At 40.1% G+C, this 26,963-nt stretch carries 6 protein-coding genes and 1 pseudogene; all 7 read left to right on the top strand.

The window, feature by feature from the left end:
* Positions 1–19: 19 nt before the first annotated feature.
* The 7 genes and pseudogenes from BM358_RS10950 (at position 20) to xerS (ending at position 26,707) form a co-directional block, all read left to right on the top strand.
* A complete protein-coding gene (locus tag BM358_RS10950; protein ID WP_091002021.1) occupies positions 20–11,059 on the top strand; it encodes a non-ribosomal peptide synthetase in 11,040 nt (3,679 codons plus the stop codon).
* Between the two features lie 29 nt (positions 11,060–11,088).
* Positions 11,089–21,198, top strand: a complete 10,110-nt coding sequence (locus BM358_RS10945; protein WP_049828387.1) for a non-ribosomal peptide synthetase — start codon at positions 11,089–11,091, stop codon at positions 21,196–21,198.
* A 23-nt stretch (positions 21,199–21,221) separates the two neighbouring features.
* Positions 21,222–21,944, top strand: coding sequence for a thioesterase II family protein (locus tag BM358_RS10940; protein ID WP_023988771.1), 723 nt, complete (start codon positions 21,222–21,224; stop codon positions 21,942–21,944).
* Positions 21,945–22,073: 129 nt separating this feature from the next.
* On the top strand, positions 22,074–22,394 hold the full coding sequence (locus BM358_RS10935) for a short-chain dehydrogenase (RefSeq protein ID WP_023988770.1): 321 nt from the start codon (positions 22,074–22,076) through the stop codon (positions 22,392–22,394).
* 288 nt (positions 22,395–22,682) lie between these two features.
* Positions 22,683–23,890: pseudogene (locus BM358_RS26800) on the top strand (IS5 family transposase); the annotation flags it as partial.
* A 599-nt stretch (positions 23,891–24,489) separates the two neighbouring features.
* Positions 24,490–25,440, top strand: coding sequence for a phosphotransferase enzyme family protein (locus BM358_RS10920; RefSeq protein ID WP_023988769.1), 951 nt, complete (start codon positions 24,490–24,492; stop codon positions 25,438–25,440).
* 196 nt (positions 25,441–25,636) lie between these two features.
* A complete protein-coding gene (xerS, locus tag BM358_RS10915; RefSeq protein WP_023988768.1) occupies positions 25,637–26,707 on the top strand; it encodes a tyrosine recombinase XerS in 1,071 nt (356 codons plus the stop codon).
* The last annotated feature ends 256 nt before the right edge of the window (positions 26,708–26,963 follow it).

Genomic DNA, 26,963 nt, shown 5'->3' with positions numbered 1-26,963 from the left:
AGAGAAGAGGGACGAAGTTATGGATAATTTGATGAAAAGAATAGAATCTCTTTCTCCAGAAAAAAGAAAGCTATTTGAGACGATGCTAAAAGAAAAAGGAAAAGATGTTTCAAAATATACGCCAAATGCCTTTTCTGGAATACCTTCTGCCAGAGAGCAGGAATTTTACCCTATGTCATCTGCCCAGAAAAGGCTGTATATACTAAACGAGCTTGAAGGAGCAGGTACTGCATATAACATGCCAGGCGTCGTACTGCTGGAAGGAAACATTGATGCAGTACGCTTCGAACAGGCATTCAAGGAGCTAGTAAAAAGACATGAGGCTCTGCGCACATCATTTCATATGGTTGAGGGTGAACCAGTACAAAAGGTTCATGATTACGTGGATTTCAGTATTACGTACCTGGAACTGGATGAAGAAAAAGCAGCAGAAATAGTCAAAGAATTCATAACGCCCTTTGATCTTAGCCAAGTTCCATTACTGAGAGTAGGACTTGTAAAAACGAACGAAGACAGGCGTGTTATGATGTTTGACATGCACCACATAGTATCAGATGGTATATCAGTCAATATACTTATGAGTGAGTTTTTGGATTTGTACCAAGGGAAGACCCTTTTGCCACTACGGATACAGTACAAGGATTTTTCTGTATGGCAGAAGGAGATGTTTGCCGGAGACTCAATAAAGAAGCAGGAAGAATACTGGCTCCAGACATTTAAGGGTGATATACCGGTACTGGATATGCCTACTGACTATCCAAGACCGGCGGTACAAAGTTTTGAAGGAGATGCTGTAAGCTTTGAAATAAACCCTGAACTTTCAGTCAAACTAAATAAGCTTGCAACAGATAATGGAGCTACCTTATACATGGTACTGATGGCTGCATATAACGTACTCCTGTCCAGATACACTGGACAGGAAGACATCATAGTTGGAAGTCCTGTAGCCGGAAGGCCCCATGCTGACCTGCAGGGTATCATTGGTATGTTTATAAATACCTTGGCCATAAGGAACTATCCTGAGGGAGAAAAGACCTTCGTCCAATTCTTGCAGGAAGTAAGGGAAAATGCGTTTTTGGCTTTTGAAAATCAGAACTACCAGTTTGAAGAACTTGTAGAAAAACTTAATCTCATGAGGGACATGAGCAGGAATCCTCTTTTTGACACTATGTTTGCACTGCGCACTTCAAACAAGACAGAATTTGCAGCATCGGGTATAAACTTCAAACAATACAACAACTGGCTGGAAGGCAGAAAGGCAAAATTTGACCTTATGCTTGAAGTGGTAGAGGGTCAAGAAGGTATAACATTTAACCTTGAATATTGTACCAGGCTGTTTAAGAAGGAGACAATAAAAAGGTTTGGAACCCATTACATTACCGTTCTTGAAGAGATAACGGCATGCCCTGAAAAAAGGTTGTGGGAAATTGATGTACTGTTACAGGAAGAAAAACAGCAAATCCTATATACCTTTAACGCTACAGAGGCACAGTATCCTAAAAACAAGACTATCCATCAGCTTTTTGAAGAGCAGGCAGAGAAGAACCCTGATCATGTAGCTGTGGTATTTGAGGGTAAAAAGCTTACATTTAGTGAACTCAATAAAAAATCAAATGGGTTGGCCCATGTATTAAGGGCTAAAGGAGTCAAACCGGACAGTATCGTAGGTATTCTGGCAGAACGCTCACTTGAGATGATAGTAGCAATCCTAGGGGTATTAAAAGCAGGAGGGGCATATCTTCCCATAGATCCAGATTATCCTGAGGAAAGAATAAGTCATATGCTGGAAGACAGCCGGGCAGTGATCCTGTTGACCCAATCACATTTTATAGACAAATATACATCAATAGGTACAGTAATAAATTTAGAAGATGAGCAGGAATATTCAGATGAACAATATAACTTATCGGAGGTAAATAAACCTTCCGATCTAGCTTACTTAATATATACCTCAGGCTCTACAGGTAAACCCAAAGGGGCAATGATAGAGCATAGAAACATAGTAAGGCTGTTATTTAACAGTAAAATGCAGTTTGATTTTAACGAAAATGATGTATGGACTATGTTTCATTCTATGAGTTTCGATTTTTCCGTATGGGAGATGTACGGGGCGTTGTTATATGGGGGCAGATTGGTGGTAGTTCCTAAAATGACAGCACGCAGCAATGTAGAGTATCTGAGACTTCTAAGGAATGAGAAGGTGACCGTATTAAATCAGACACCTTCAGCCTTCTATAATATAGCCAATGAAGAAGTATCATATGAAGAAAAAGAACTTAAGATAAGATATGTCATATTCGGAGGGGAAGCATTAAAGCCTGCATTGTTGAAGGAATGGAGAAAGAAGTACCCGCAGACTAGACTCATCAATATGTATGGAATAACCGAGACAACAGTGCATGTCACATATAAAGAGATAGAAGAGGAAGAAATTAGATCTAATGTGAGCAGCATAGGAAGGCCTATACCAACCCTTACAACATATGTAATGGATAAGAACATGAAAGTTGTTCCCATTGGAGTAGCCGGAGAGCTTTGTGTAGGAGGAGACGGAGTTTGCAGAGGATATCTTGGAAGACCGGAGCTTACAAAGGAAAAGTTCGTTCAAAATCCGTACAAGCCGGAAGAGAGGTTATATAGATCTGGAGACCTGGTCCGGTTATTATCTGATGGAGAAATGGAATACCTGGGTAGAATAGACCACCAGGTAAAGATAAGAGGCTTTAGGATAGAGCTTGGTGAAATAGAAGCACAACTGCTAAAGCATCCTTCAATTGAGGAATCTTTGGTGATTGCAAAGGAAGACCATCAGGGCAGTAAATACCTGTGTGCATATATAGCGGGAGAAAATGAGCTGACAATATCAGAACTAAGGGAGCATCTCTTAAAAGAACTGCCCGAATACATGGTACCATCATACTTTGTGCAGCTTGAAAAAATGCCATTGACAGCTAATGGCAAGATAGACAGGAAGGCATTGCCTGAACCCGAAGGTAATATAAATACGGGAATAGAGTATGAAGCGCCTATAGGCGAATTTGAAGAGAAGCTTGCACTGATTTGGCAAGACATCCTTGGAATTAAGAAGATAGGAAGAAATGACAACTTCTTTATGTTAGGTGGACACTCTTTAAAGGCTACAAGCCTTGTAGCGAGAATTCACAAAGAGTTCAATATAGACATGCCTCTTAAGGAAATATTTAAGGCTCCAATTATAGCGGTAATAGCAAGGTATATGAAGGAAGCAAAGGAGAGTATATATCAATCCATCCAAACTGCTAAAGAGATGGAATACTACCCTATGTCATCAGCCCAAAGAAGGCTGTATATATTAAATCAGTTTGAAGGAGCAGGGACAGCATACAATATGCCAGGCAGCTTGCTGGTTGAAGGCAGTATTGATCTGGAGCTTTTTCAGAAGACCTTCCAACAGCTTATAAATAGGCATGAGACCCTTCGAACATCTTTCCATTTCATAGAGGGTGAACCCGTCCAGAAGATCAATGATCCTGTGGGTTTTAGTGTAGTGTATCTAGAATCTGACGAAGAAAAAGTGGGGGAAATCGTAAAAGAATTTATAAAGCCGTTTGATCTTGGAATTGCTCCGCTGCTAAGAGTAGGCCTTGTGAAAACGGGAAAAGACAAGCATGTCATGATGTTTGACATGCACCATATCATATCTGACGGTACGTCCATGGATATACTGGTACATGAGTTCATGGATATGTATGGAGGAAATAACCCTTCTTCCCTCCGTATACAGTACAAGGACTATTCTGTTTGGCAGAAGGAACTATTTGCTGGGGACAAAATAAAGAAGCAGGAGGAATACTGGCTCCAGGAATTTAATGGAGAAATTCCTGTGCTGAATATGCCAGTAGATTACCAAAGGCCTGCGGTTCAAAGCTTTGACGGAGGTTTTATCCGTTTTGAAGCAGGCAGTGAGCTTACGGGAAAACTTATTAAGCTTGCAAGGGATAATGGGGCTACTCTTTACATGACATTGCTTGCTTCATACAACATACTGCTGTCTAAGTATACGGGGCAGGAAGATATTATAGTGGGAAGCCCTATAGCTGGAAGACCTCATACAGATTTACAAGACATAATAGGTATGTTTGTAAATACTTTAGCCATGAGGAACTATCCCCAGGGAGAAAAGACCTTTGCTGAGTTTCTAAAGGAAGTAAGGGAAAACTCTATAAGGGCTTATGAAAATCAGGACTACCAGTTTGAAGAACTGGTGGAAAAGCTTAATGTAAAGAGGGATATGAGCAGGAATCCTCTTTTTGATACTATGTTTGTATTGCAAAATACCGGCTCATCAGAATTGAAGATAGATAGGCTTAAGTTTATACCCTATACAAATGAATTTAGAATATCCAAATTTGACTTGACATTAAATGCTCGGGAAACCCAGGAAGGTATTGCATTTGATTTGGAATATGCCACAAGGCTGTTCAAGAAAGAGACTGTAGAAAGGTTTGCAGCCCATTACCTTAATGTTCTGGAAGAGATAACGGTTTATCCTGGAAAAAGGTTGTCAGAAATTGATATGCTTTCACAGGAAGAAAAGCAGAAAATACTATATGACTTTAACGATACAAAGGTCCGGTATCCTAAGGATAAGACTATACATCAACTGTTTGAAGAGCAGGTAGAAAAGACACCCAATAATATTGCTGTAGTGTTTGAAGATAAACAGCTGACTTATAGGGAGGTAAACGAAAAGGCAAACCAACTGGCCAGAAAATTAAGAGAAAAGGGAATAAAACCTGATAGTGTAGTGGGAATTATGGTAGAACGTTCCCCGGAAATGATCATAGGGATCATGGCTGTCCTAAAAGCTGGGGGGGCTTATTTACCCATAGCTCCTGAATACCCTGAAGACAGGATCCAGTTTATGCTTGATGACAGTGGCAGCCAAATTATTCTGATACAGGATAAATTTATAAATGCTAAAGGTAGTTACAGAAATGCTGAATTTATTAGCATAGAAAATCAGGAACTATTTACTGGGGATGTATCAAATCCAAAGTTAATTAGTAAACCTGAAAACTTGGCTTATGTAATATATACATCCGGTTCTACCGGCAAACCCAAAGGGGTAATGATAGAGAACTACTCCGTAATCAACCGGATCAACTGGATGCAGAAGCAATACCCGATAGCTGAAGGTGATGTGATCCTGCAGAAAACTCCCTATACCTTTGACGTATCGGTATGGGAATTATTGTGGTGGAGCTTTACTGGGGCCAAAGTCTGCCTGCTGATACCGGGAGGAGAAAAAAATCCGGAAGAAATCGTGAAGGCAATCGAAAAAAATAAAGTTACCACAATGCACTTTGTACCATCCATGTTGAGTGTATTTTTAGAGTATGTAGAGGAAAAGGGGATAATAGAGGAAATAGCAAGCTTAAAGCAGGTATTTGCCAGTGGAGAAGCACTGAACCTGAAGCAAGTAGAAAAGTTCAACAAGCTGCTGTACAAAGAAAAAGGAACAAGCCTGCATAACCTGTACGGACCAACAGAAGCAACAGTAGATGTATCCTACTTTGGCTGCTCTACGGAAGAAGAATTGGAGCTTGTACCTATAGGAAAGCCCATAGATAACATTAAGTTGTATGTTGTGAGTAAGGAAAAGGGCCTGCAGCCGATAGGAGTAGCGGGAGAACTATGTATAGCAGGGGATGGACTGGCAAGAGGGTACTTGAACAGACCGGAACTTACAGAAGAAAAATTCGCAGCAAACCCATTCGCACCGGGTGAAAGGATGTACAGGACAGGTGACCTGGCAAGGTGGCTGCCTGACGGCAACCTAGAATATCTGGGCAGGATCGACCATCAGGTAAAGATAAGAGGCTACAGGATAGAACTGGGTGAAATAGAGAACCGGTTATTAAAGCATGAAACAATAAAAGAAGCAGTGGTATTGGACAAAGAAGGAGCTGACGGAAATAAGTATCTTTGTGCGTACGTCGTACCGGATCAAGAAATAACCGTACAGGGGATGAGGGAACACTTGTCAAAAGAGCTCCCGGACTACATGATCCCTTCTTACTTTATGCAGATGGAAAAGCTGCCATTGACCCCTAATGGAAAAATAGACAGGAAAGCATTGCCCGAGCCTGACGGAAGTATGAGTACGGGAACAGAATATGTAGCGCCGCGGAATGAAGTGGAAGAGAAACTGGTTGAAATATGGCAGGAAGTGCTTGGAGCAAAACAGGTAGGAATAAGGGACAACTTCTTTAAAATAGGCGGAGATTCTATACGTGCAATATCATTAGTCAGCACAATATGCAAAAAGTTGGATATAAACATCCAAATCAGGGATATATACATGAATCCTGATATTGAGAGATTGTCTGCATTCTTAAAAGTAAAAGATACGGAAGCTTTTAACAGTAAGATGGGTAAAGCAAGGGAAGAACTGGAGTTATTTAAACAGCGAATATTGATGAATGAAACTCTCTCAGAAAAGTTACCTTCGGACATGGAAGATATATATCCGATGAGTCACATAGAGCTGGGTATGATTTATCATTCCAAAAAAGACTATGAAAATGCAGTTTATCATGACCAATTTGCATTTCATCTGAATGACAAAGACTTTGATTTCCCAGCATTTAAAGAAGCGATGCTTCTAATGACGTCAAAACATGATATTTTAAGGACGGTTTTTAATTTAGAGGATTTTGAAACTCCTGTGCAAATTGTTTACAAGGGCAGTAGTCTTGATATTGAGCAGATAGATATCATGAATTTTAGCAGGACAGGGCAGGTTGAGTATATAAACAAATATTTGGAAAATGACAGAGCGAATCCGTTTGATATATCAAAGCCCCTTTGGAGGATAAGAATATTCAAACTTGACGCAAACCATATTTGTCTGGTTCTGATATTCCACCATGCTATCCTGGATGGCTGGAGTGTTGCTTCATTGATTACGGAAGTTTCAAACCTATACTCTAAGCTTAAGCAAGAAAAAGATTATATACCAACACGGCTTAAATGCAGCTATAAAGATTATATAGCAGACCAAATGACAATTAAGGACAACCAGGAAGTAATTAATTATTGGAGAGAGGAATTAAGTGAATATAAAAGGTTGAATATGCCTGCAAATATTCATGGAAAAACAAAAAAATCTTATAAAGTAGACCATGTAACACGCCATTTAAGTCAGGAATTTTTAGGTGATTTAAGAAGTACTGCCAGAAGATATGATGTAAGCTTAAAGACACTTTGCTTTGCTGCATACACTTATATGCTCAATATGCTTTCATACGAGGATGACTTTGTCGTAGGTTTGGTAGAAAATAACAGACCTGTATGCGAAGATGGAGATAAGATGCTGGGGTGCTTCTTAAATACGGTTCCCGTCAAAATGTGTTTTGATAAAATCGATATATGGGAGGAATTGATAAAAGTTGCAGAAAAGAAATTAATAAACTTAAAGCTTTATGGAAGACTGCCTTTATTTGAGATCATAAATATCCTGGGCGGAAAAGAAAACAAAGAGGAAAATCCTTTATTTGATACCATATTCAATTATGTGGATTTTCATATATATAACGAGATAATAAACAAAGAAATCGGTGATGTTAAAGATAGAATTTCAGTTGATGAATATGAAGCAACCAATACAAGTCTTGACTTTACAGTAAGTAATACATTCGATGATCTTAATATAAGCTTGATCTACTCGGACAAAGTATTGGAAAGAAAACAGGCAGAAGAGTGTATAGACTATTTTATTAATATTTTAAATATGTTTATCCATAACCCCAAAGGGTCAGTTGACAAGCTTATTATATTAAGTCATGAAGAAAGAAAGCAGTTGCTGATAGACTTTAATGATACTAAGAAAGACTATCCGCAGGACAAAACCATACATGAGCTGTTTGCTGAGCAGGTGGAAAGGACACCTGACAACATAGCTGTGGTATATGAAGACAAGCACTTGACTTACAGGGAATTGAACGGAAAGGCAAATCATTTGGCCAGAGTATTGAGGAACAAAGGGGTAAAGCCTGACCGTATTGTAGGAATTATGGCCGAACGTTCATTTGAGATGATTGTGGGGATATTTGCCATATTGAAAGCTGGAGGGGCGTATCTGCCGATAGATCCTAATTATCCTGATACAAGGATAAAGTATTTGTTGGACGATAGTGGTTCCCAGATCCTTTTGACCTCCAGGACCTTTATGGAAAATAAGCAGATTGATGCGGATATTATATATCTGGAGGAAGAATATTTAAATGAAGAGAACTCAAAGCTTGAAAATGTAAACAAACCCTCGGACCTTGCGTACGTCATTTATACATCAGGTTCGACAGGGAAGCCCAAAGGTGGAATGATTGAGCATACTAGCGTTGTAAACATAATTACAGCCCTCCAGGCCATGTATCCGCTTAAAGCGGAAGACGCTTTTCTATTTAAAACAACTTATACCTTTGACGTATCCGTAGCTGAGATATTTGGCTGGTTCCTCAACGGAGGAAAGCTTGTAATATCACGCCAAGGTGTGGAAAAGGAAGCTATGGAGTTAGTAGAGGTAATAAACAAGCATAAGATAACCCATGTAAACTTTGTACCATCAATGCTGAATATAATGGTACATACTTTAAAAGATAATGGTATAAAACTGCCATCAACTCTCAGGTATATTTTTGCTGCTGGAGAAGCGCTGCCCAAAAAGCTTGTCCATGAGCTTTTCGATGTCTCAGAGAACACATCTCTGGAAAATATCTATGGGCCTACAGAGTCCACGATATATGCAGCGGGTTACAGTATAACAAAGAAAATAGCAGAAGAACTTATAACAGTACCTATAGGGAAAGCTTTACAGAATGTATACCTTTATATACTGGACAAGCACAACCAATTAACTCCTGTAGGAGTGGCCGGTGAACTTGTGATAGGTGGAAGCGGTCTTGCAAGGGGCTATTTGAATAGACCTGAACTGACAGCAGAAAAATTTGTACCTAACCCGTTTATTCCCGGCGAAAAAGTGTACCGCACAGGGGACTTAGTAAGGCGGCTTCCTGATGGGAACATCGAATTCATGGGCAGGATCGACCACCAGGTAAAGATAAGAGGCTTTAGAATAGAGCTTGGAGAAATTGAAGCACATCTGGTGAAGCACACTGCTATTAAGGAAGCAGTGGTTATTGCAAAGGAAGAGCAGCAAGGGAAGAAGTACCTGTGTGCATATATTGTAGGGGAAAATGAATTGACCATTTCCGAGCTAAGGGAGCATCTCTTAAACGAACTACCTGACTACATGGTACCAGCATATTTCATGCAGCTGGAACAGCTGCCATTTAATGCCAACGGTAAAATTGATCGGAAAGCATTGCCTGAACCACAGGGGAATATTAATACCGGAGTAGAGCATGTAGTTCCTAGAAACGAAAGAGAAGAAATACTGGCCAAAGTATGGGAAGACGTACTAAAAACTGAAAACATCGGGGTAAAAGATAATTTCTTCAGCCTTGGAGGAGACTCAATAAAAGCCATACAGGTAATGTCGCGTCTTAACGTCCATGGGCTAAAGCTTGAAATGCGGGACTTATTCAAACATCCTGTAATTGAGGAACTCGTCGAATATATACAATCTACAAGCCGAAGAATTCATCAAGGCCCGGTAGAAGGCATAGTACCGATAACACCTATACAAAGATGGTTGTATAAACAAGACAGCAAGGATATCCATCATTTTAATCAGGAAATAATGATATATGGGCGTAACGGATTTGAAGAAGCTATTATTCGAAAAGTATTGTCAAAGCTTGTAGAGCACCACGATATTTTTAGAACAGTGGTAAAAATAGAGGATCAAAATATACTCCAATACAACAAAAACCTTGAAGGTGAACATTTTTCATTGGAAATTGTAGACCTTAGGGACAGCTATAATTACCGGGAAAAAATAGAGCTGGAAGCGTCGAGGATTCAGAGGAGCATGGACTTGTATAACGGTCCTTTAGTTAAGGTTGGTCTGTTTAAGACTAAAGAAGGGGACCACCTGCTAATAGCTATTCACCACCTTGTAGTTGATGGGGTATCGTGGAGAATCATACTGGAAGATTTGGACATAGGATACAGACAGGCGCTAAACAATGATGAAATAAAATTCAGCAACAAGACCGACTCTTTCAAAGATTGGGCACAGAGGCTTGATGAGTATGCCAATAGCCCTGAACTATTAAAAGAAATAAATTACTGGACCAATTTGGAAAAAACTGAAACAATACCGCTTCCAAAAGACCGAGAGATTGAAGAAAGAAGGTATATGAATAACAATAGCGTCAAGATCGAGCTGAGTATTGAAGAGACTGAGAAGATGCTAAAGCGGGTAAACCATGCTTATAACACAGAAGTAAACGACATATTGCTTACCGCCTTGGGATTAGCAGTGAGGGAATGGACCGGAAATGATAAGGTTCTGATCAGTCTGGAGGGGCACGGCAGGGAGGAAATCATTAAAGACATTGACATAAGCAGGACCGTGGGATGGTTCACCACCCAGTATCCCGTGGTGTTAGATGTCAGCGGACAACTCGATATTTCCCGCATGATCAAATCGGTAAAAGAAAACATCAGGCAGATACCTAACAAAGGGATAGGTTACGGCATACTAAAATATCTTACCTTGCCGGAAAACAAAGCCGATTTAAACTTTAATCTAAACCCTGAAATAAGCTTCAATTACCTCGGTCAATTCAACCAGGATAATGTAGACAATTTATTTGGAGTGTCTGATATTCCTGCCGGAGAGTCTACAGGACCAAACTATAAAAGTGAGTATTGTATTGATATTAACGGCGGAACTGTAGAAGGCGGGAAGCTGGAATTAAACTTTAGCTACAACCAGGGCGAGTATGAGAAGAGTACTATTGAAGGGGTAGCGGTGAGTTTTAAAAAGCATTTAGTAAACATAATAACCCATTGTGCAGAAATGGACTATTCAGAAGCTACACTCAGTGATTTTACAGTAGACGATCTGAATATGGATGAGTTTGAAGACGTATTGAATAACTTCGAATAAAAAGAGTTTGTATTTAAGGAGGAGTACTTATGAGTGATTTGAAGAAACAAAACATAAAAGATATGTACCGGCTCACTCCTATGCAGCAAGGGATATTGTACCACTATATGATGGATAAAAATTCAGACGCCTACTTTGAGCAGATATCACTTTCTATAAAAGGCATCCTGGACATTGATTGTGTTGAAAAGAGCGTTAATATCATTATTGAAAAGTATGACGCTTTGAGAACAATTTTTTTGTATGAAAATGTAGCCAAGCCCTTACAAGTAGTCATGAAGGAAAGAAAGCTGTCTGTCAGCTATGAGGATATTACCTCCCTTGCCGAAGAACTAAGGGATAGGTATATAGAAGAATACAGGGTTAAAGACAGAAAAAAGGGCTTTGACTTATCAAGGGATATTTTAACAAGATTAAGTGTAATTAAAACAGGCTACCAATCTTATAACATGGTATGGAGCTTTCATCACATCATTATTGATGGGTGGAGTCTCGCAAATATATTTAGAGAATTTATGGAAAACTATGAAGCCCTGATGAATAGCCGGGAGCCGGAGTCAGGAAAGGTATATCCTTACAGCCGCTATATCAAATGGTTGGAAGGCAGAAATCAGAACGAGGCCGCAGATTACTGGGAAACCTATCTTAAAGGTTACGAGCATCAGACAGTCCTTCCCCAAAACGGCAGGTCTGCAAGTGATGATTTCAGGATTGAAGAAACGGAGTTTAAAATATCTGAACAAATAACTAGCGATCTTGAGAAGTTTGCAGCCAAAAACAATACAACCATGAGTACCATTATAAAGACCATATGGGGGATATTATTACAGCGGTATAACAATACCGATGATGTGGTGTTTGGTGAGGTGGTATCGGGAAGGCCTCATGAAATACAGGGAATTGAGAGCATGGTGGGTTTATTTATAAATACCGTTGCAGTAAGGGTGAGTTGTGATGAGGATAAAACTTTTACCGAACTGATCAAAGAGATGCAGCAATCGGTGCTTGAATCTGACCGGTACAGTTTCTATCCTCTGGCGGATGTGCAGTCAAAAACATGCTTGAAAGATGCCTTGATACATCATGTCATGGCTTTTGAAAATTACCCTATGGATGAAGCGGTTAATGCTTCATCCAGTAATGGCATTTTAAATGTAGTTGGAATGGAAATATTCGAGCAGACGAATTATGATTTTGGGATACTCGTTGATGGCGGTAAGGAATTATCTATTAAATTCAGTTACAACTCACTGGTATATGATGGTAATTTCATAGAAAAAATCAAGGGACATTTTCAGTCGGTAATAGAAATTGTAACCGATAATCCCGATATGCATATTAGGAATATTGATATACTCACCGAAGTGGAAAAGAAAGAAATAGTACACTGCTTCAATAATACAACGGAGGAATACCACAGGGAAAAGACCATTCACCAACTATTTGAGGAACAAGCGGTGAAGACACCTGACAATGCGGCAGTGGTGTTTGAGGGTAAGCAGCTAACCTATAGGGAACTCAATGAGAAGTCAAATCAGCTTGCAAGAGTGTTGAGGGATAAGGGAGTTAAACCAGACAGCATAGTGGGTATTATGGTAGAACGCTCACTGGAGATGGTCATAGGTATATTTGGCATACTTAAAGCCGGAGGGGCATATATGCCTATAGATCCTGACTACCCTAAGGCAAGAATCGAATATTTACTCGAGGACAGCGAGATAGGGGTGCTGATTTCCCAAAAGCAATTCCTGGAGAAAGTGGAGTTTTACGGGAAGTATATAGACATAGAAGATGAAAGCCTTTATGCCGGAAACCCTATGAACCTGGAAGTGGTATGTTCACCGCAAAATTTGGCATATATCATTTATACATCTGGGTCTACAGGAAAACCTAAAGGGGTTATGGTAGAACATAAAGGGGTAGCAAATCTGGAGGCGTTTTTCAAGACCCGCTTAAATGTAAGTGAAAGCGATAGGATTATTCAATTTGCATCAATTTCATTCGACGCTGCAGTTTGGGAAATATTTATGGGACTATTGGCAGGAGCAACACTATATATATCTTCAAGCGATATTATCAATGACTATCGAAGATTTGAAGAATACCTAAATGAAAATGAGATAACTATTGCTACTTTACCACCTCCGTATCTGGCAAATCTGGACCCGGAAAAAGTAACTTCCTTAAAGAAGGTAATTGCAGCAGGTTCGGCTTCCACTCCCGAACTTTTAAAGAAATGGAGCAACAGGATTTCATATATAAATGCTTATGGACCTACTGAGACAACCGTATGTGCAACGGTATGGAAAGCAGATGATTGTGAGACGGCCGATAAGTCGGTACCTATTGGTAAACCTATTACCAATACCCGGGTGTTTATAGTTGATGAAAACAATAATCTTAAGCCCATAGGTGTTGAGGGTGAACTCTGTGTTTCCGGGGCAGGATTGGCGAGAGGATACTTGAAAAAACCGGAACTTACCAGGGAAAAGTTTGTACCGAACCCATTTATGCCTGGAGAACTGATGTATAAAACAGGAGATCTTGCAAAGTGGCTTCCTGACGGGAATATTGCATTTGCCGGCAGAAAAGACCACCAGGTTAAAATAAGAGGGTATAGAATCGAGCTTGAGGAAATAGAAGCAGCCCTTTTGAAGCATGCTGATATAAATGAGGCGGTGGTCATTGACCGGGAGGATTCAAGTGTAGGCAGGTATCTTTGCGCTTATATAGTGTCTGACCGAGAAGTGACAGTGACCGAAATAAGGGAGCTTATATCTAAAGAGCTGCCCGATTATATGATTCCATCCTATTTTATGAGGATAGCAAAAGTACCGTTAACCATAAATGGAAAATTGGACAGAAAGGCGCTGCCGCTGCCTGATGGAAGAATAAATACAGGAACAGAGTATGCAGCGCCTTCAGGTGAAGTGGAGGAAAGGCTTGCGCTGCTGTGGCAGGACATCCTTGGAATAGAGAAGGTAGGAAGAAATGATAACTTCTTTATGCTCGGAGGACACTCGTTAAAGGCAACAAGCCTTGTAGCAAGAATTCACAAAGAGTTCAATGTAGACATACCTCTTAAGGAAATATTCAAGACACCAACCATCTTAGAAATTGCCAGCTACATTGAAGACTCAAAGGAGAGCCTATATCAGTCCATTCAACGTGCTGGGGATATGGAATATTATCCCATGTCATCCGCCCAGAAAAGACTATATATATTAAACCAGCTTGAAGGAGCTGGAATCGCCTACAATATACCTGGCATAATATTGCTGGAAGGTACTGTTGATAAAGCACGTTTTGAGCAGGCTTTTCATAGTCTGATAGAAAGGCATGAGAGCTTTCGAACCTCCTTCCATATGATCGAGGAAGAGCTGTCTCAGAAAGTCCATGACAAGGCGGACCTAAGTATCATGTACCTGGAAACCAGTGAAGAGAAGGTTCCCGAAATAGTGGAGAAATTCATAAGGCCCTTTGACCTTGGAAAGGCTCCACTATTAAGAGTTGGACTTGTAAAGATTGGAGAAGCCAGACATATTATGGTGTTTGACATGCATCATATCATATCGGATGGAGTGTCCAACGACATACTGGTAAGAGAGTTTATAAGCTTATATGAAGGGAAAATACTTCCTCCACTGCGTATACAGTACAAGGACTACTCAGTTTGGCAGAGGGAATTGTTTGCAGGAGCTGCCATAAGTAAGCAGGAGGAATTCTGGCTCCAGACCTTTCAGGGAGAGATCCCTGTGCTGGATTTATCCACCGACTACCCAAGACCCGCAGTACAAAGCTTTGAAGGAGACTACATCAGCTTTGAAGCTGATAGCGAGCTTGCGGTTAGACTTAACAAGCTTGGATCAGACAATGGAGCTACATTATATATGACGCTTCTTGCTGCATACAATGTGCTGTTATCTAGATACACTGGACAGGAAGATATTATTGTGGGAAGTCCTATAGCTGGAAGGCCTCATGCTGACCTTCAAGACATCATAGGTATGTTTGTAAACACTCTGGCCATGAGAAACCACCCGCAAGGAGAAAAGACTTTTATTGAATTCTTGAAAGAAGTTAAAGAAAATGCTTTGAAAGCATACGACAATCAGGACTATCAGTTTGAAGAATTAGTGGATAAGCTGGACATAAGGAGGGATATGAGCAGGAATCCCCTCTTTGATACCATGTTTGCCATATACAATGTTGGAAAAGCAGAGCTCATAACGTCTGATCTAAGCTTCAAGCCGTACAACAAAGGGATAGAAGGCAGAATATCAAAATTTGACATCACCTTAAATGCATTTGAGACTGAGGATGGTATAGCCTTTGAACTCGAATACTGTACAAGACTGTTTAAGAAAGAAACAGTTGAAAGACTTGGGGCTCATTACATCAATTTGCTGGAAGAAATTGCAGCATACCCCGAAAAAAGGCTTTATGAAATCGAAATGTTATCACAGGAAGAAAAACAGCAAGTATTATACAGCTTTAACGATACTGCTCTCGAATATCCCCTGGATAAAACCATACACCAAATGTTTGAGGAGCAAGTGAAAAAGACTCCTGATCATATTGCAGTGGTTTTTGAAGGTAAACAATTAACCTACCGAGAACTGAATCAAAAGGCAAACCAATTGGCCAGGGCATTAAGAGAAAAGGGAGTAAAGCCTGATGATATTGTAGGCATAATGGTGGACCGCTCGCCTGAAATGGTTATAGGTATAATGTCAGTAATCAAGGCTGGGGGGGCGTACCTTCCTGTAGATCCTAATTATCCATTGGAAAGAAAAAGGTATATGATGGAGGACAGCAAGGCCAAAATTTTACTCACCCAAAATCATCTTATGGATCGTGATGATTTCGATGGTGAGATTATTGATTTATCTGATTATGATTATAATTTTATAAACGATGTGAATATAAAATGTATAAATAAGCCTGGTGATACAGCGTACATCATCTATACCTCTGGCTCAACGGGAAACCCTAAAGGTGTTTGCATTGATAATAAGAGTGTATTAAACCTGGTAGAGGGTCTGTTCCAGAGAATATATAGCAAATATGAATCACCGTTGAATGTTTGCCTCATTGCCCCTTATGTTTTTGATGCTTCGGTGCAGCAGATTTTCGCAGCACTGCTAATGGGGCATGCATTGTACATTGTACCGGAGGAAGCAAGGAAAGACGGTAAAAAGCTGCTGGACTTCTATAGTGAAAATAGGATTGATATTTCGGATGGAACGCCCATACACGTAAATATGATGTTAAATTCTCCTCCTATAGATAATAACCTAAAAGTGAGACATTTTATTATAGGCGGAGATGTTCTTCCATTTGATGCAGTAAAAGACTTCCTAAGCAGATTTGAGGATGTGCAACCTTGCATCACAAATGTTTATGGTCCTACCGAATGCTGTGTGGATTCTACGGAATATTTGATTACTGCGGCGGGGCTTAGTAGATTGGATAATATCCCCATAGGCCGTCCTTTGCCAAACACCAGAGCATGCATACTTGGTAAGAAATTAGAAGTAAATCCTATAGGTATCGCTGGGGAATTATATATATCTGGGGATGGTCTTGCCAAAGGCTATTTAAACAAGACGGGGCTTACTGCAGAAAGATTTGTATCTAACCCGTTTATAAAGGGAGAAAGAATGTATCGTACTGGGGACTTGGCAAGATGGCTGCCTGACGGGAATATAGAATTTTTAGGCAGGATGGACCACCAGGTAAAGATAAGGGGATTTAGAATAGAACTTGGAGAAATAGAGGCTCAGCTATTAAGACATGCTTCAATAAAAGAAGCTGTGGTTATTGTAAAGGAAGACCAACAGAAGAACAAGGATCTGTGTGCATATTTCGTTGGGGAAAATGAACTGACAATAACTGAACTAAGGGAATGCCTTTCAAAAGAATTGCCCGAGTATATGATCCCGGCATACTTCATGCAGCTGGATGAAATGCCTTTGACAGCCAATGGTAAGATAGACCGGAAGAACTTGCCCCACCCTGCTGCTCATTTAAATACTGGAGTAGAGTATGAAGCACCTTCAGGTGAAGTGGAAGAGAAGCTTGTACAATTGTGGCAGGATATCCTGGGGGTTGAGAAAATAGGGAGAAATGATAATTTCTTTGTGCTTGGGGGGCACTCATTAAAAGCAATAAACTTTGCAGCCAAAATTCACAAAGAGTTCAATGTAAATATATCTCTTAAGGAGATATTCAAGCTGCCGACAATTGCAGAAATTGCCAAGTACATCCAGGAAGCCCAAGAGAGTATTTATCAATCTATCCAGCCCACTGGAGAAATGGAATACTATCCTATGTCGTCTTCCCAAAGAAGGCTGTATATATTAAATCAGCTTGAAGGAGCAAGGGTGGCATACAATATGCCAGAGTTTATGTTGTTAGAAGGCAGTATTGATATAGAACGTTTTGAGAAAGCCTTAGATCAGCTGGTAAAAAGGCATGAGGCTTTCCGGACCTCCTTCCATATGGTAGATGGTGAACCGGTGCAGAAGGTCCATGATGAGGTGGAATTTAGTATCATGTACATGGAAACCGGCGAAGAAAAAGCCTCAGAAGCAGCAAATGAATTCATAAGGCCATTTGACCTTGGCAAGGCTCCTTTACTAAGAGCAGGGCTCGTAAAAATTAGAGAAGACAGGCATGTCATGATGCTTGATAAACACCATATCATATCTGACGGGGTGTCGGATGAAATACTGGTAAGAGAATTCATAAGCTTGTATGAAGGAATGAATCTTCCAGCACTTCAGATTCAGTACAAGGACTATTCCGTATGGCAGAATAAATTGTTTGCTGACGGCACAATCAGTAAACAAGAAGAATACTGGCTCCAGGCATTTAGGGGAGAAATACCAGTACTTGATATGCCGGTAGACTACCCAAGGCCGGCTATACAGAGTTTTGAAGGCGATATGGTCAGTTTTGAAACAGGCCGGGAACTTGCACATAAACTGAACAAGCTTGCCGTGGATCATGGAGCAACACTGTATATGGTGCTTCTAGCTTCATACAATGTGCTTCTTTTCAAATACACCGGACAGGAAGATGTCGTAATTGGAAGCCCTATAGCAGGAAGGCCACATACAGATTTGCAGGACATCATAGGCATGTTTGTCAATACCCTAGCTATGAGGAATTACCCTCAAGGTAAAAAGAATTTCAGCGAGTTTTTGATGGTAGTAAAAGAAAATGCTCTAAGGGCTTATGAAAACCAGGATTACCCATTTGAGGAACTTGTGGAGAAGCTTAGCATTAAGCGGGATTTGAGCAGAAATCCGCTGTTTGATACTATGTTTGTCTTGCAAAATAAAGAGGCATCAGAATTTAAGATGAATGGGCTAAGGTTCATGCCCTATGATAATGAGTTCAGGGCGTCCAAATTTGATTTGACCCTAAACGCCCAAGAGACCCAGAATAATATTGTATTTGGGTTAAAGTATGCTACTCGTCTGTTTAAGAAAGAGACAATAGAAAAACTTGGGGTCCATTTCATCAATGTACTGGAAGAGATCACAGCTTACCCCGAAAAGATGCTGTCCGAAATAAATATACTATCTCAGGATGAAAAACAGCAAATACTAAATAGTTTTAATGATACAAAGGCAGAATACCCTAGGGATAAGACTCTACATGAGCTGTTCCAAGACCAAGTGGAAAGGACACCTGATAATGTAGCTGTAGTGTTTGAGGACAAGCAATTAACCTACAGGCAGCTCAATGAAAAGGCAAATCAGCTTGCCAGAGCACTAAGAAGTAATGGTGTAAAGCAAAACAGCATAGTTGGAATAATGGTAGAAAGATCCGTAGATATGCAGGTTGGAATACTGGGAATTTTAAAAGCAGGAGGTGTCTATTTACCAATTTCAACCAAACTTCCTGAACTAAGAATAAAAAAATTACTGGAAGATAGTAATGCAACTATGCTGTTGACGCAATCACATTTAGCGGATAAAGCAGAGTTTTACGGTAATATATTACTGCTTGATTCCCCTGAAATATACATTGGAAGTGCTGAAAACCTTGATAAAATAAATAAACCAGAGGACTTAGCTTATATCATTTATACATCGGGATCTACTGGAGTTCCGAAGGGTTCAATGATAGAGCATCGAAGTGTAGTTAACTTGGTTTATGGACTAAGAAAGCTTGTCTATGAAAATTATGATAATTATTTAAATGTTGCCCTTGTGTCCCCTTACTTTTTTGACGCATCTGTAAAACAAATATTTGCGGCTTCTCTCCTTGGCCATACGCTGTTTATAGTTCCTGAGGATACAAGGCTAGATGGTGAGGGCCTTCTAAAGTACTATAACAGGAATTCAATTGCTGTTTCAGACGGAACACCAGCACATATAAAGCTTTTAACAGATACTGCCAGGCCTGGCGAAAGTCTTTCAGTTATGCAGTTTATTATCGGAGGGGAAGAACTTTCATGTAAAGGTATACAAGGTTTCTATGATCGGTTTAAAGATAATAACCCTACTATAACAAACGTTTATGGTCCAACAGAATGCTGCGTAGATTCAACTTATTACCATTTAAGCCGTGAGAAGGTGAGAAATCTAACAAGTATACCTATAGGTATGCCATTGCAGAATTATAAGATATATATACTTAATGAAGACATGAATATCTTACCGGTTAATACAACTGGTGAAATATATATATCTGGAGATGGGCTGGCAAAAGGCTATTTGAACAAACTTGAATTGACTACGGAAAAATTTGTAGCTAATCCTTTCAGCTCTGGAGAAAGAATGTATCGTACCGGTGATCTTGGAAGGTGGCTTCCTGACGGAAACATCGAATTTATAGGCAGAGTAGACCATCAGGTAAAGATTAGGGGCTTTAGGATAGAGCTTGGGGAAATAGAAGTGCAGCTATTAAAGCATCCTTCAATAAAAGAAGCTGCGGTAATTGCAAAGACAGACCAGGAGGGCAACAAGTATTTGTGTGCTTATATAGCAGGGGAAAGTGAATCTACAATATCAGATTTAAGGGCGCTTCTCTTAAAAGAACTTCCCGATTACATGATACCACAATACTTTGTTCAGCTGGAAAAGCTGCCTTTGACAGCCAATGGCAAAATAGATCGGAATAATTTACCCCAAAATGACGGTACTTTAGCTACATCAGTAGAGTATGTAGAGCCTTGCGGTGAAGTTGAGGAGAAGCTTGCACTGCTGTGGCATGATGCCCTTGGAGTACAAAAAATTGGTGTGAATGATAACTTCTTTGAACTGGGAGGATACTCACTGAAGGCAATATCCCTTATAAGCAGAATTTATGAACAGTTAAATGTTGAGGTACCACTAAAAGACTTTTATATGGCCCCAACCATAAAGGAAATTGCCCGTTTTATACACAATACGTACGCCAATGATTATATTACACCAAGTCCGGCAATTCATTTTAATTCAGCAATGGAGAGTCTTATGTTTGCATTCCCTCCAGGAGGAGGAAATGGAATAGCTTATGGTAGTTTATCAAAACAAATGAATGCTTATTCCATATATTCCTTTGACTTTATAGAAAATGAGAGCAGGATGGAGGAGTATGTGAAGGCAATTACTTCTGTCAAACCCGAGGGCCCATATATTCTATTTGGTTACTCGGCAGGAGGTAATCTGGCATTTGAAGTTGCTAAAGTATTAATTGAAACTGGACATCATGTATCCGATATAATCTTTCTGGATTCGGCTAAATCATTTGTCCTTATTGAGGAAGAAAGCGAAGATGCTAAGAAACTTGCTGAGCAACAGGATAAAGAATTTATAGAAGAAAATGAGAAACTTATAAAAGGCATGTTTGGAGATAACCAGGCAGTTATTGAAAAGGCCATTGAAAGAATGAGAAATTATCATAAATACACTAGAAGTGTTATAAACTCGGGACAGATAAACTCCAATATCCATCTTATTATATCACAGCAGCAAGACAATGAAGGTGAAGCTGATTTATGTGAAGGATGGAGAGAGGCAACAACGGGAGAGTTCAAAGTATATAACGGATTTGGCAGTCATTTTGATATGTTAAGTACAGGATATATAGATAAAAATGCGGCTATTATTAAAGAAATATTGGAAGAGATCAACCAATAGTTCAGATATAAGGGGTAGATATAATGGATAAGATTAAATTGTTTTGTCTGCCGTATGCAGGAGGTTCTGCAGCAGTATATAAATATTGGGAACAATACTTGCATGATAGGATTGAGCTTTTCCCGATTGAGCTTGCGGGAAGAGGCAGCAGGATTGGTGAACCGTTTTACGGAAGTGTTGAGGAAGCGCTTGAAGATATACACCGTATTATCATAAGCAACCTTGAAGAACAACCTTATGCGTTGTTTGGCCACAGTATGGGCAGTGTACTTGTATATGAACTTGCCTATAGAATAAAGGAGCTCGGACATCCATATCCTGTCCATATGTTTATTTCCGGCAGATATCCTCCGGGTTTTGTAAGTAAGAAGAAGGTACTCTATGATTTGCCGGATAAGGAGTTTGTGGATGAGGTATTTAAGCTGGGAGGCACGCCCAAAGAGGTTCTGAAAAGCAATGAATTAATGGAGTTGTTTTTACCGATACTCAGAGAGGATTTTAGAATTACTGACACATACAGGCACATTGAAAAAAACGCTAAGCTTGACTGCGATATAAGTGTATTGTGGGGAAAAAGAGAAAAGGGAGCCACTATTTTTGACGTTGCAAAATGGCATGATTATACGTCCAAAAGTTGTAAAATTCATATGTTTGACGGGGATCATTTTTTTATACACGATTACAAAAAGGATGTAGCAGCAATAATAAATAGTAGTCTCATCGACTTTGCAGACAATGGTATGTGAAGACTGAAGTTTATTTAAAATTTAATATGAAATCAAGAGGCTAAGTTTTTAGGTTGACTTTAATGACCTGTAGACTTAGCCTCTTTCCAGTCTAATCAAAAATTTCAAGAAAGTAGAACCTACGTCCTATTGGAATTATTTTCATGTTTCTGTATTACGACGAAAGCAGCGCTCCATTCCTATACGCTATCCCAACGGTACATGCTTAAAGACACATCGGTGAAAATCCTGGAAATTGCGCCGCCAGGGGTTCAAACGTATTTCAATAACGATCCGAGCTCTATGCTACTAGCATCATTCATTGATGAAACGATGAAGGTACTTGGTACGGATGCGGACGAGGTTCTAGTGGAAGAAGCGAAAGTATTTCGAAACAACCCGGGCCCGAACGAAGGTATTTTTGTGAACCAGTTAAACAATATGATGTTTGAGCCGCCAAAGGGTCATTAATCCGTTTAATACTTAGCGTATATTTTCGTTAATTATCTCAACTCGCTTTTAGAAAATCCTTGATTATCAAGGGCGTGTACATCGAAGACATGTAAACAACGTATTCGCCTTGACAATGAGCCTCGCGGCATCGGAGTCTAAACACGTGCGCCGATGCCCATAGGACACGGTTTACCTAGGGCTTGCTGAACGAATCAAAACTCCAACAGGCACAAGGGTTTAGGGCCTCTTATGTCGAAGGAAAACGGGGCAGCCCCGTGAAAAACCGTGCACTTGGAGGCGTCAGGATTGTATCAGCGAACCGAGAACCAGATGAACCTGCCCGTCGACTTTTTTCTGCCGTTCGGCGGAAAGCTCGCAGAAGATAACCGCTGGGTGCTGCTGGCCCAGATGATTCCGTGGTGGATGCTCGAAGAGAAGTATGCGAAAAACTTCAAGAAAAGCCTCAAGGGCCAAAAAGCCGTTTCGATCCGTATCGCGCTCGGCGCACTCATCATCCAGGAGCGGCTTGGCACCGATGATCGGGAGACACTTCGTCAGATTCTGGAGAACCCGTATCTGCAGTACTTCCTCGGTCTGCCGGAATATCGGTACCGCCGTCCGTTTCATCATTCTCTCATGACGCATTTCCGCAAGCGATTGGGTGGCGAAATTCTGGATGAAGTGAATGAATGGATCGCTCTGGAAGAAGCGCGCAAGTGTCGGATGATTCATCGGACGACGATGAACCTGGCAGCGGAACTGACGCAGCGTCCGGTAAGCCTTCAGAAACGCAGCCACAGCAGATGGAACTGACGAACGAGGGCGAACTGCTGCTGGACGCTACCTGCGCGCCGGCGGATATCGCCTACCCGACGGATTTGTCGTTACTGAATCAGGCCAGAGAAAAGCTGGAGAAGATCATCGACATCCTGCACGAACCGGAACGTGGAAAGACCCGCAAGCCCAGAACATACCGAGAGCGTGCCCGCAAAGCCTATCTGGCGGTTGCCAAGCAGCGGCGCGTGAAGCCGCGCGCGATACGAAAAGCGATCGGCAAGCAGCTCAGGTTCGTTTCCCGTGATCTGCGCATGATCGCCGAACTCGCCGATATGACGAGCGGCCTGCCGCGGCGTTTGTACAAGGAACTGCTGGTCATTCAAGAGCTTTATCGTCAGCAGCAAACGATGTATGACAAGCGGACACACAGCATATCGGATCGGATTGTCAGTATCGCACAGCCACATGTCAGACCGATCGTGCGCGGCAAAGCCAGGGCAAACGTCGAGTTCGGAGAGAAGCTGGCGATTAGCGTGGTGAACGGCTACGCTTTCCGCGAGCATCTGTCGTGGGATAGCTACAACGAAGGGCAGACATTGCAGGACGCCGTAGAGCGTTACCGCGCCAGATTTGGTTATTATCCCAAAGCGGTGCTGGCCGACCAGATCTATCGAACCCGCGACAACTTGCGCTTCTGCAAAGAGGGAATTCGCTTAAGCGGACCGCAGTTGGGTCGTATTAATAATGGTTTCGCATTTTCAATAACCTTAGATATAGTCGAGCTATTTCATAACTACACTCACCTAAAATCACTTTGCGATGATTCGCTGCTCTCATCAGTTGGAGTAACTACAGACAATCTCTTTGTATTAGCAAAGTTAACATCAATTAAAGACTTTATGAGATTATTAATAAATTTACGCCGACCAATCGGAATTATTGGTTCGATTTCAACTTTACGGGAATACGGGTTTCTCAGTTATGAATCTGTTAATTCAATGGACATTACGATATATCCGATTAAAAGTGAAACAAGCAATTTTGGGAACACAATTCCAGAAAATCCAATTAACCAGTGTGCAAATCATTTAAGATTATATATTGATGGTGATGGTTATATTTATCCTTGCTATGGACTAGTGGGGCTGAGAGAGTTTTCTTTGGGTAACATTAAAGATGGTTTTGAGAATTCAACTTTTGTAACAGATAATTACGATTTAGATTTATTAGAGTTAAAGAGAAATGGACCGAAGCTACATGAAAGTACAAATCAGCTACAACGATTATCAACACTTCCTTGGATTTGTGAACGTCATAGAATGGAGTTGTTAATGGATTGAAGTATCATTCAAATACTCAAACATTGTTATTTCACCTTGATTCTATATTTCCACACATGAAAATTCAAGAATTACTCCCACTATCATTAAATAGAAGTTATGTATATAAAGCCATCACAGCGCGTGAAGATTTTCTTTTGAAGATTCTTCCTATCAACTCTTTGGATAGATTACAACGTGAATATCTTGCTATACAAACACTATTTCGCGAAGGAGCTCCCGTACCACGTCCCCTCAAAGAAGAGAATAATATAATACAAATTAATGAAGTGGCATTTATGGCAAGGGCTTATGAGTTTGTTGAAGGTCATGCACTACAAATTAATAAATCCAATTTCTTCTCACTAGGCACTTCAATTGGTCATATACACAATATTTGGGATAAGATGAAGAAGCCGAGTTGGCTCCGAGATATTACAATTAATGAGTTACTATATAACTCATTGGACGCAATAAGAAATTCTTACAATGATTGTGAAAGTCTCTTATTGACTGAACGACTAACAAGCACAATAGCTGTAATATTAGAAAAGTATAACGATGAATCTTTATTTGGATGCTCACATGGGGATGCACACCACTTAAATGCAATACAAACAACTCTTGGACAAACTGTGATAATCGATTTTGAAGATGTTGGTTGGCAGTGGAGAATATATGATCTAGCGACTGCAATCTGGGGCACTTTTGGGAGAGGGGGGACCCCTGAAATTTGGAAAGAGCTTATTTCAGGGTACTCCTCTATACGCTTTTTAAACCAGGAGGAGGAAGGCCTAATACGTTTCTTAATTTTTGCCCGTCATTTATGGTGGCTAGGCTTACATGCTAAGAACTGGAATATGTGGGCGCGACAATATTCAAAAAAACATTTTTTCGAGTCAGGGATTAATTTGTTAATAGCCATAAGCAAAGATGTTTGTGGACTTAAGGTGCTGGGTGGTCTCTAACAGTACATTCTCTTAGGTATTCGTTTGCAACGCGACATCATAAGGAAAATAATAATGTACCTAAACCAAGGAAGAGACCAGTTTAATTACTTGGAAGTATTTCGACCTACTGTGACCTCATTTGATAATTACGTAAAATATAATTTTGACGAATATTTATAACTGAAGTATAATAATTTACGGAGGTTATACATATATGGATAAACAAATGAAAATGCATTACATGAATCGAATCGATGAAAAATTGTCTGATCTTCCGTGGTTTATTACGGAATTTATTGATAGTAGAAAACGAAAACTTTCTCCCACAACGCTTCTGAACTATTGCCATGACTATATTATTTTTTTTGATTGGTTAGTTGCAGAAAATTTTACTGAAGATAGCCGTAAAAACATTAAATTAGCTACTTTGGAGAAACTAACGATTCGTGAAGTGGAAAATTTCCTATCTTTTTTGGAGTATCAACTAGGCAATGCCAAGCTAACCATCAACCGTAAATTGTCCTCACTAAAATCCTTATTTGATTACTTACAGAACAAAGCTGAAACAAATGACTTAAAACCATATATCCAGCGCAATGTTATGGCCAAAATGGATTTAAACGTGATTAAAGAAAGCCAAGAAACCATTGCCAATCGTATTGATGGGAAAATTCTTAGAGAAGACGATTTTGAGTCATTTAGGCAGTTTATAGCTCATGATTTCGGAGAAATCAATAAAGAGAATAAACGTATTTTCAATTTCCATCAATTTAACCGTGAACGAGATACAGCTATTGTTTCCCTCATTTTAGGTTCTGGTCTTAGGCTCTCTGAGGTAGCAGGTATTAACATTGAAGATTTAGATATGAACAAAGCTTTGGTGCGTGTTATACGAAAAGGCAATAAAGAACAATACGTGTATTTCAGCAAGCAAGCGTTACTAGATTTAGAAAATTATCTGCAGATTAGAGAATCCAGATATATCCCAGAAAAAAACGAAAGCTTTTTGTTTATTGCAGCTTCCATAGGTCGTAAAGGAAAAAGCCGACGTTTAACGCAGCGATCTATTGAAAAACTAATCGAAAAGTATGCTTCAGCTTTTGGAAAACCAGCATTAACCGTGCATTCTCTAAGACATTCATTTGCAACGCGCTATCATTTAGAGAACAATGATGTGCCTAGATTGAAAAACCAATTAGGACATTCCTCAATACAAACAACCATGATCTATACACATTTAACAGATGAGGAAATGAGGAAGGCAGTCAATAATATGGATAAGTAATGTAGAGCGCGTCAAGTAAGTGACACTAAATTGCCTACCTGACTGGGAGAATGACACAAAGTTACCTACTTGACTGGGTGAGTGACACAAAGTTACCTACTTGACTGGGTGAGTGACACAAAGTTACCTACTTAGCTTGATAAATAAAAAAAATTACCTCATTCGCTTGAAGAAAAAGAACTAAGTCACTCAAAAGTATGATTTAACTACTAAAGTAGGGAACTTTGTGTCATTTTAGTAGGGGATTTTGTGTCAA

The organism is Paenibacillus sp. cl130 (assembly GCF_900116035.1).
Lineage (GTDB): Bacteria > Bacillota > Bacilli > Paenibacillales > Paenibacillaceae > Paenibacillus > Paenibacillus polymyxa_B.
This window is presented reverse-complemented; position numbering and strand designations above follow the sequence as displayed.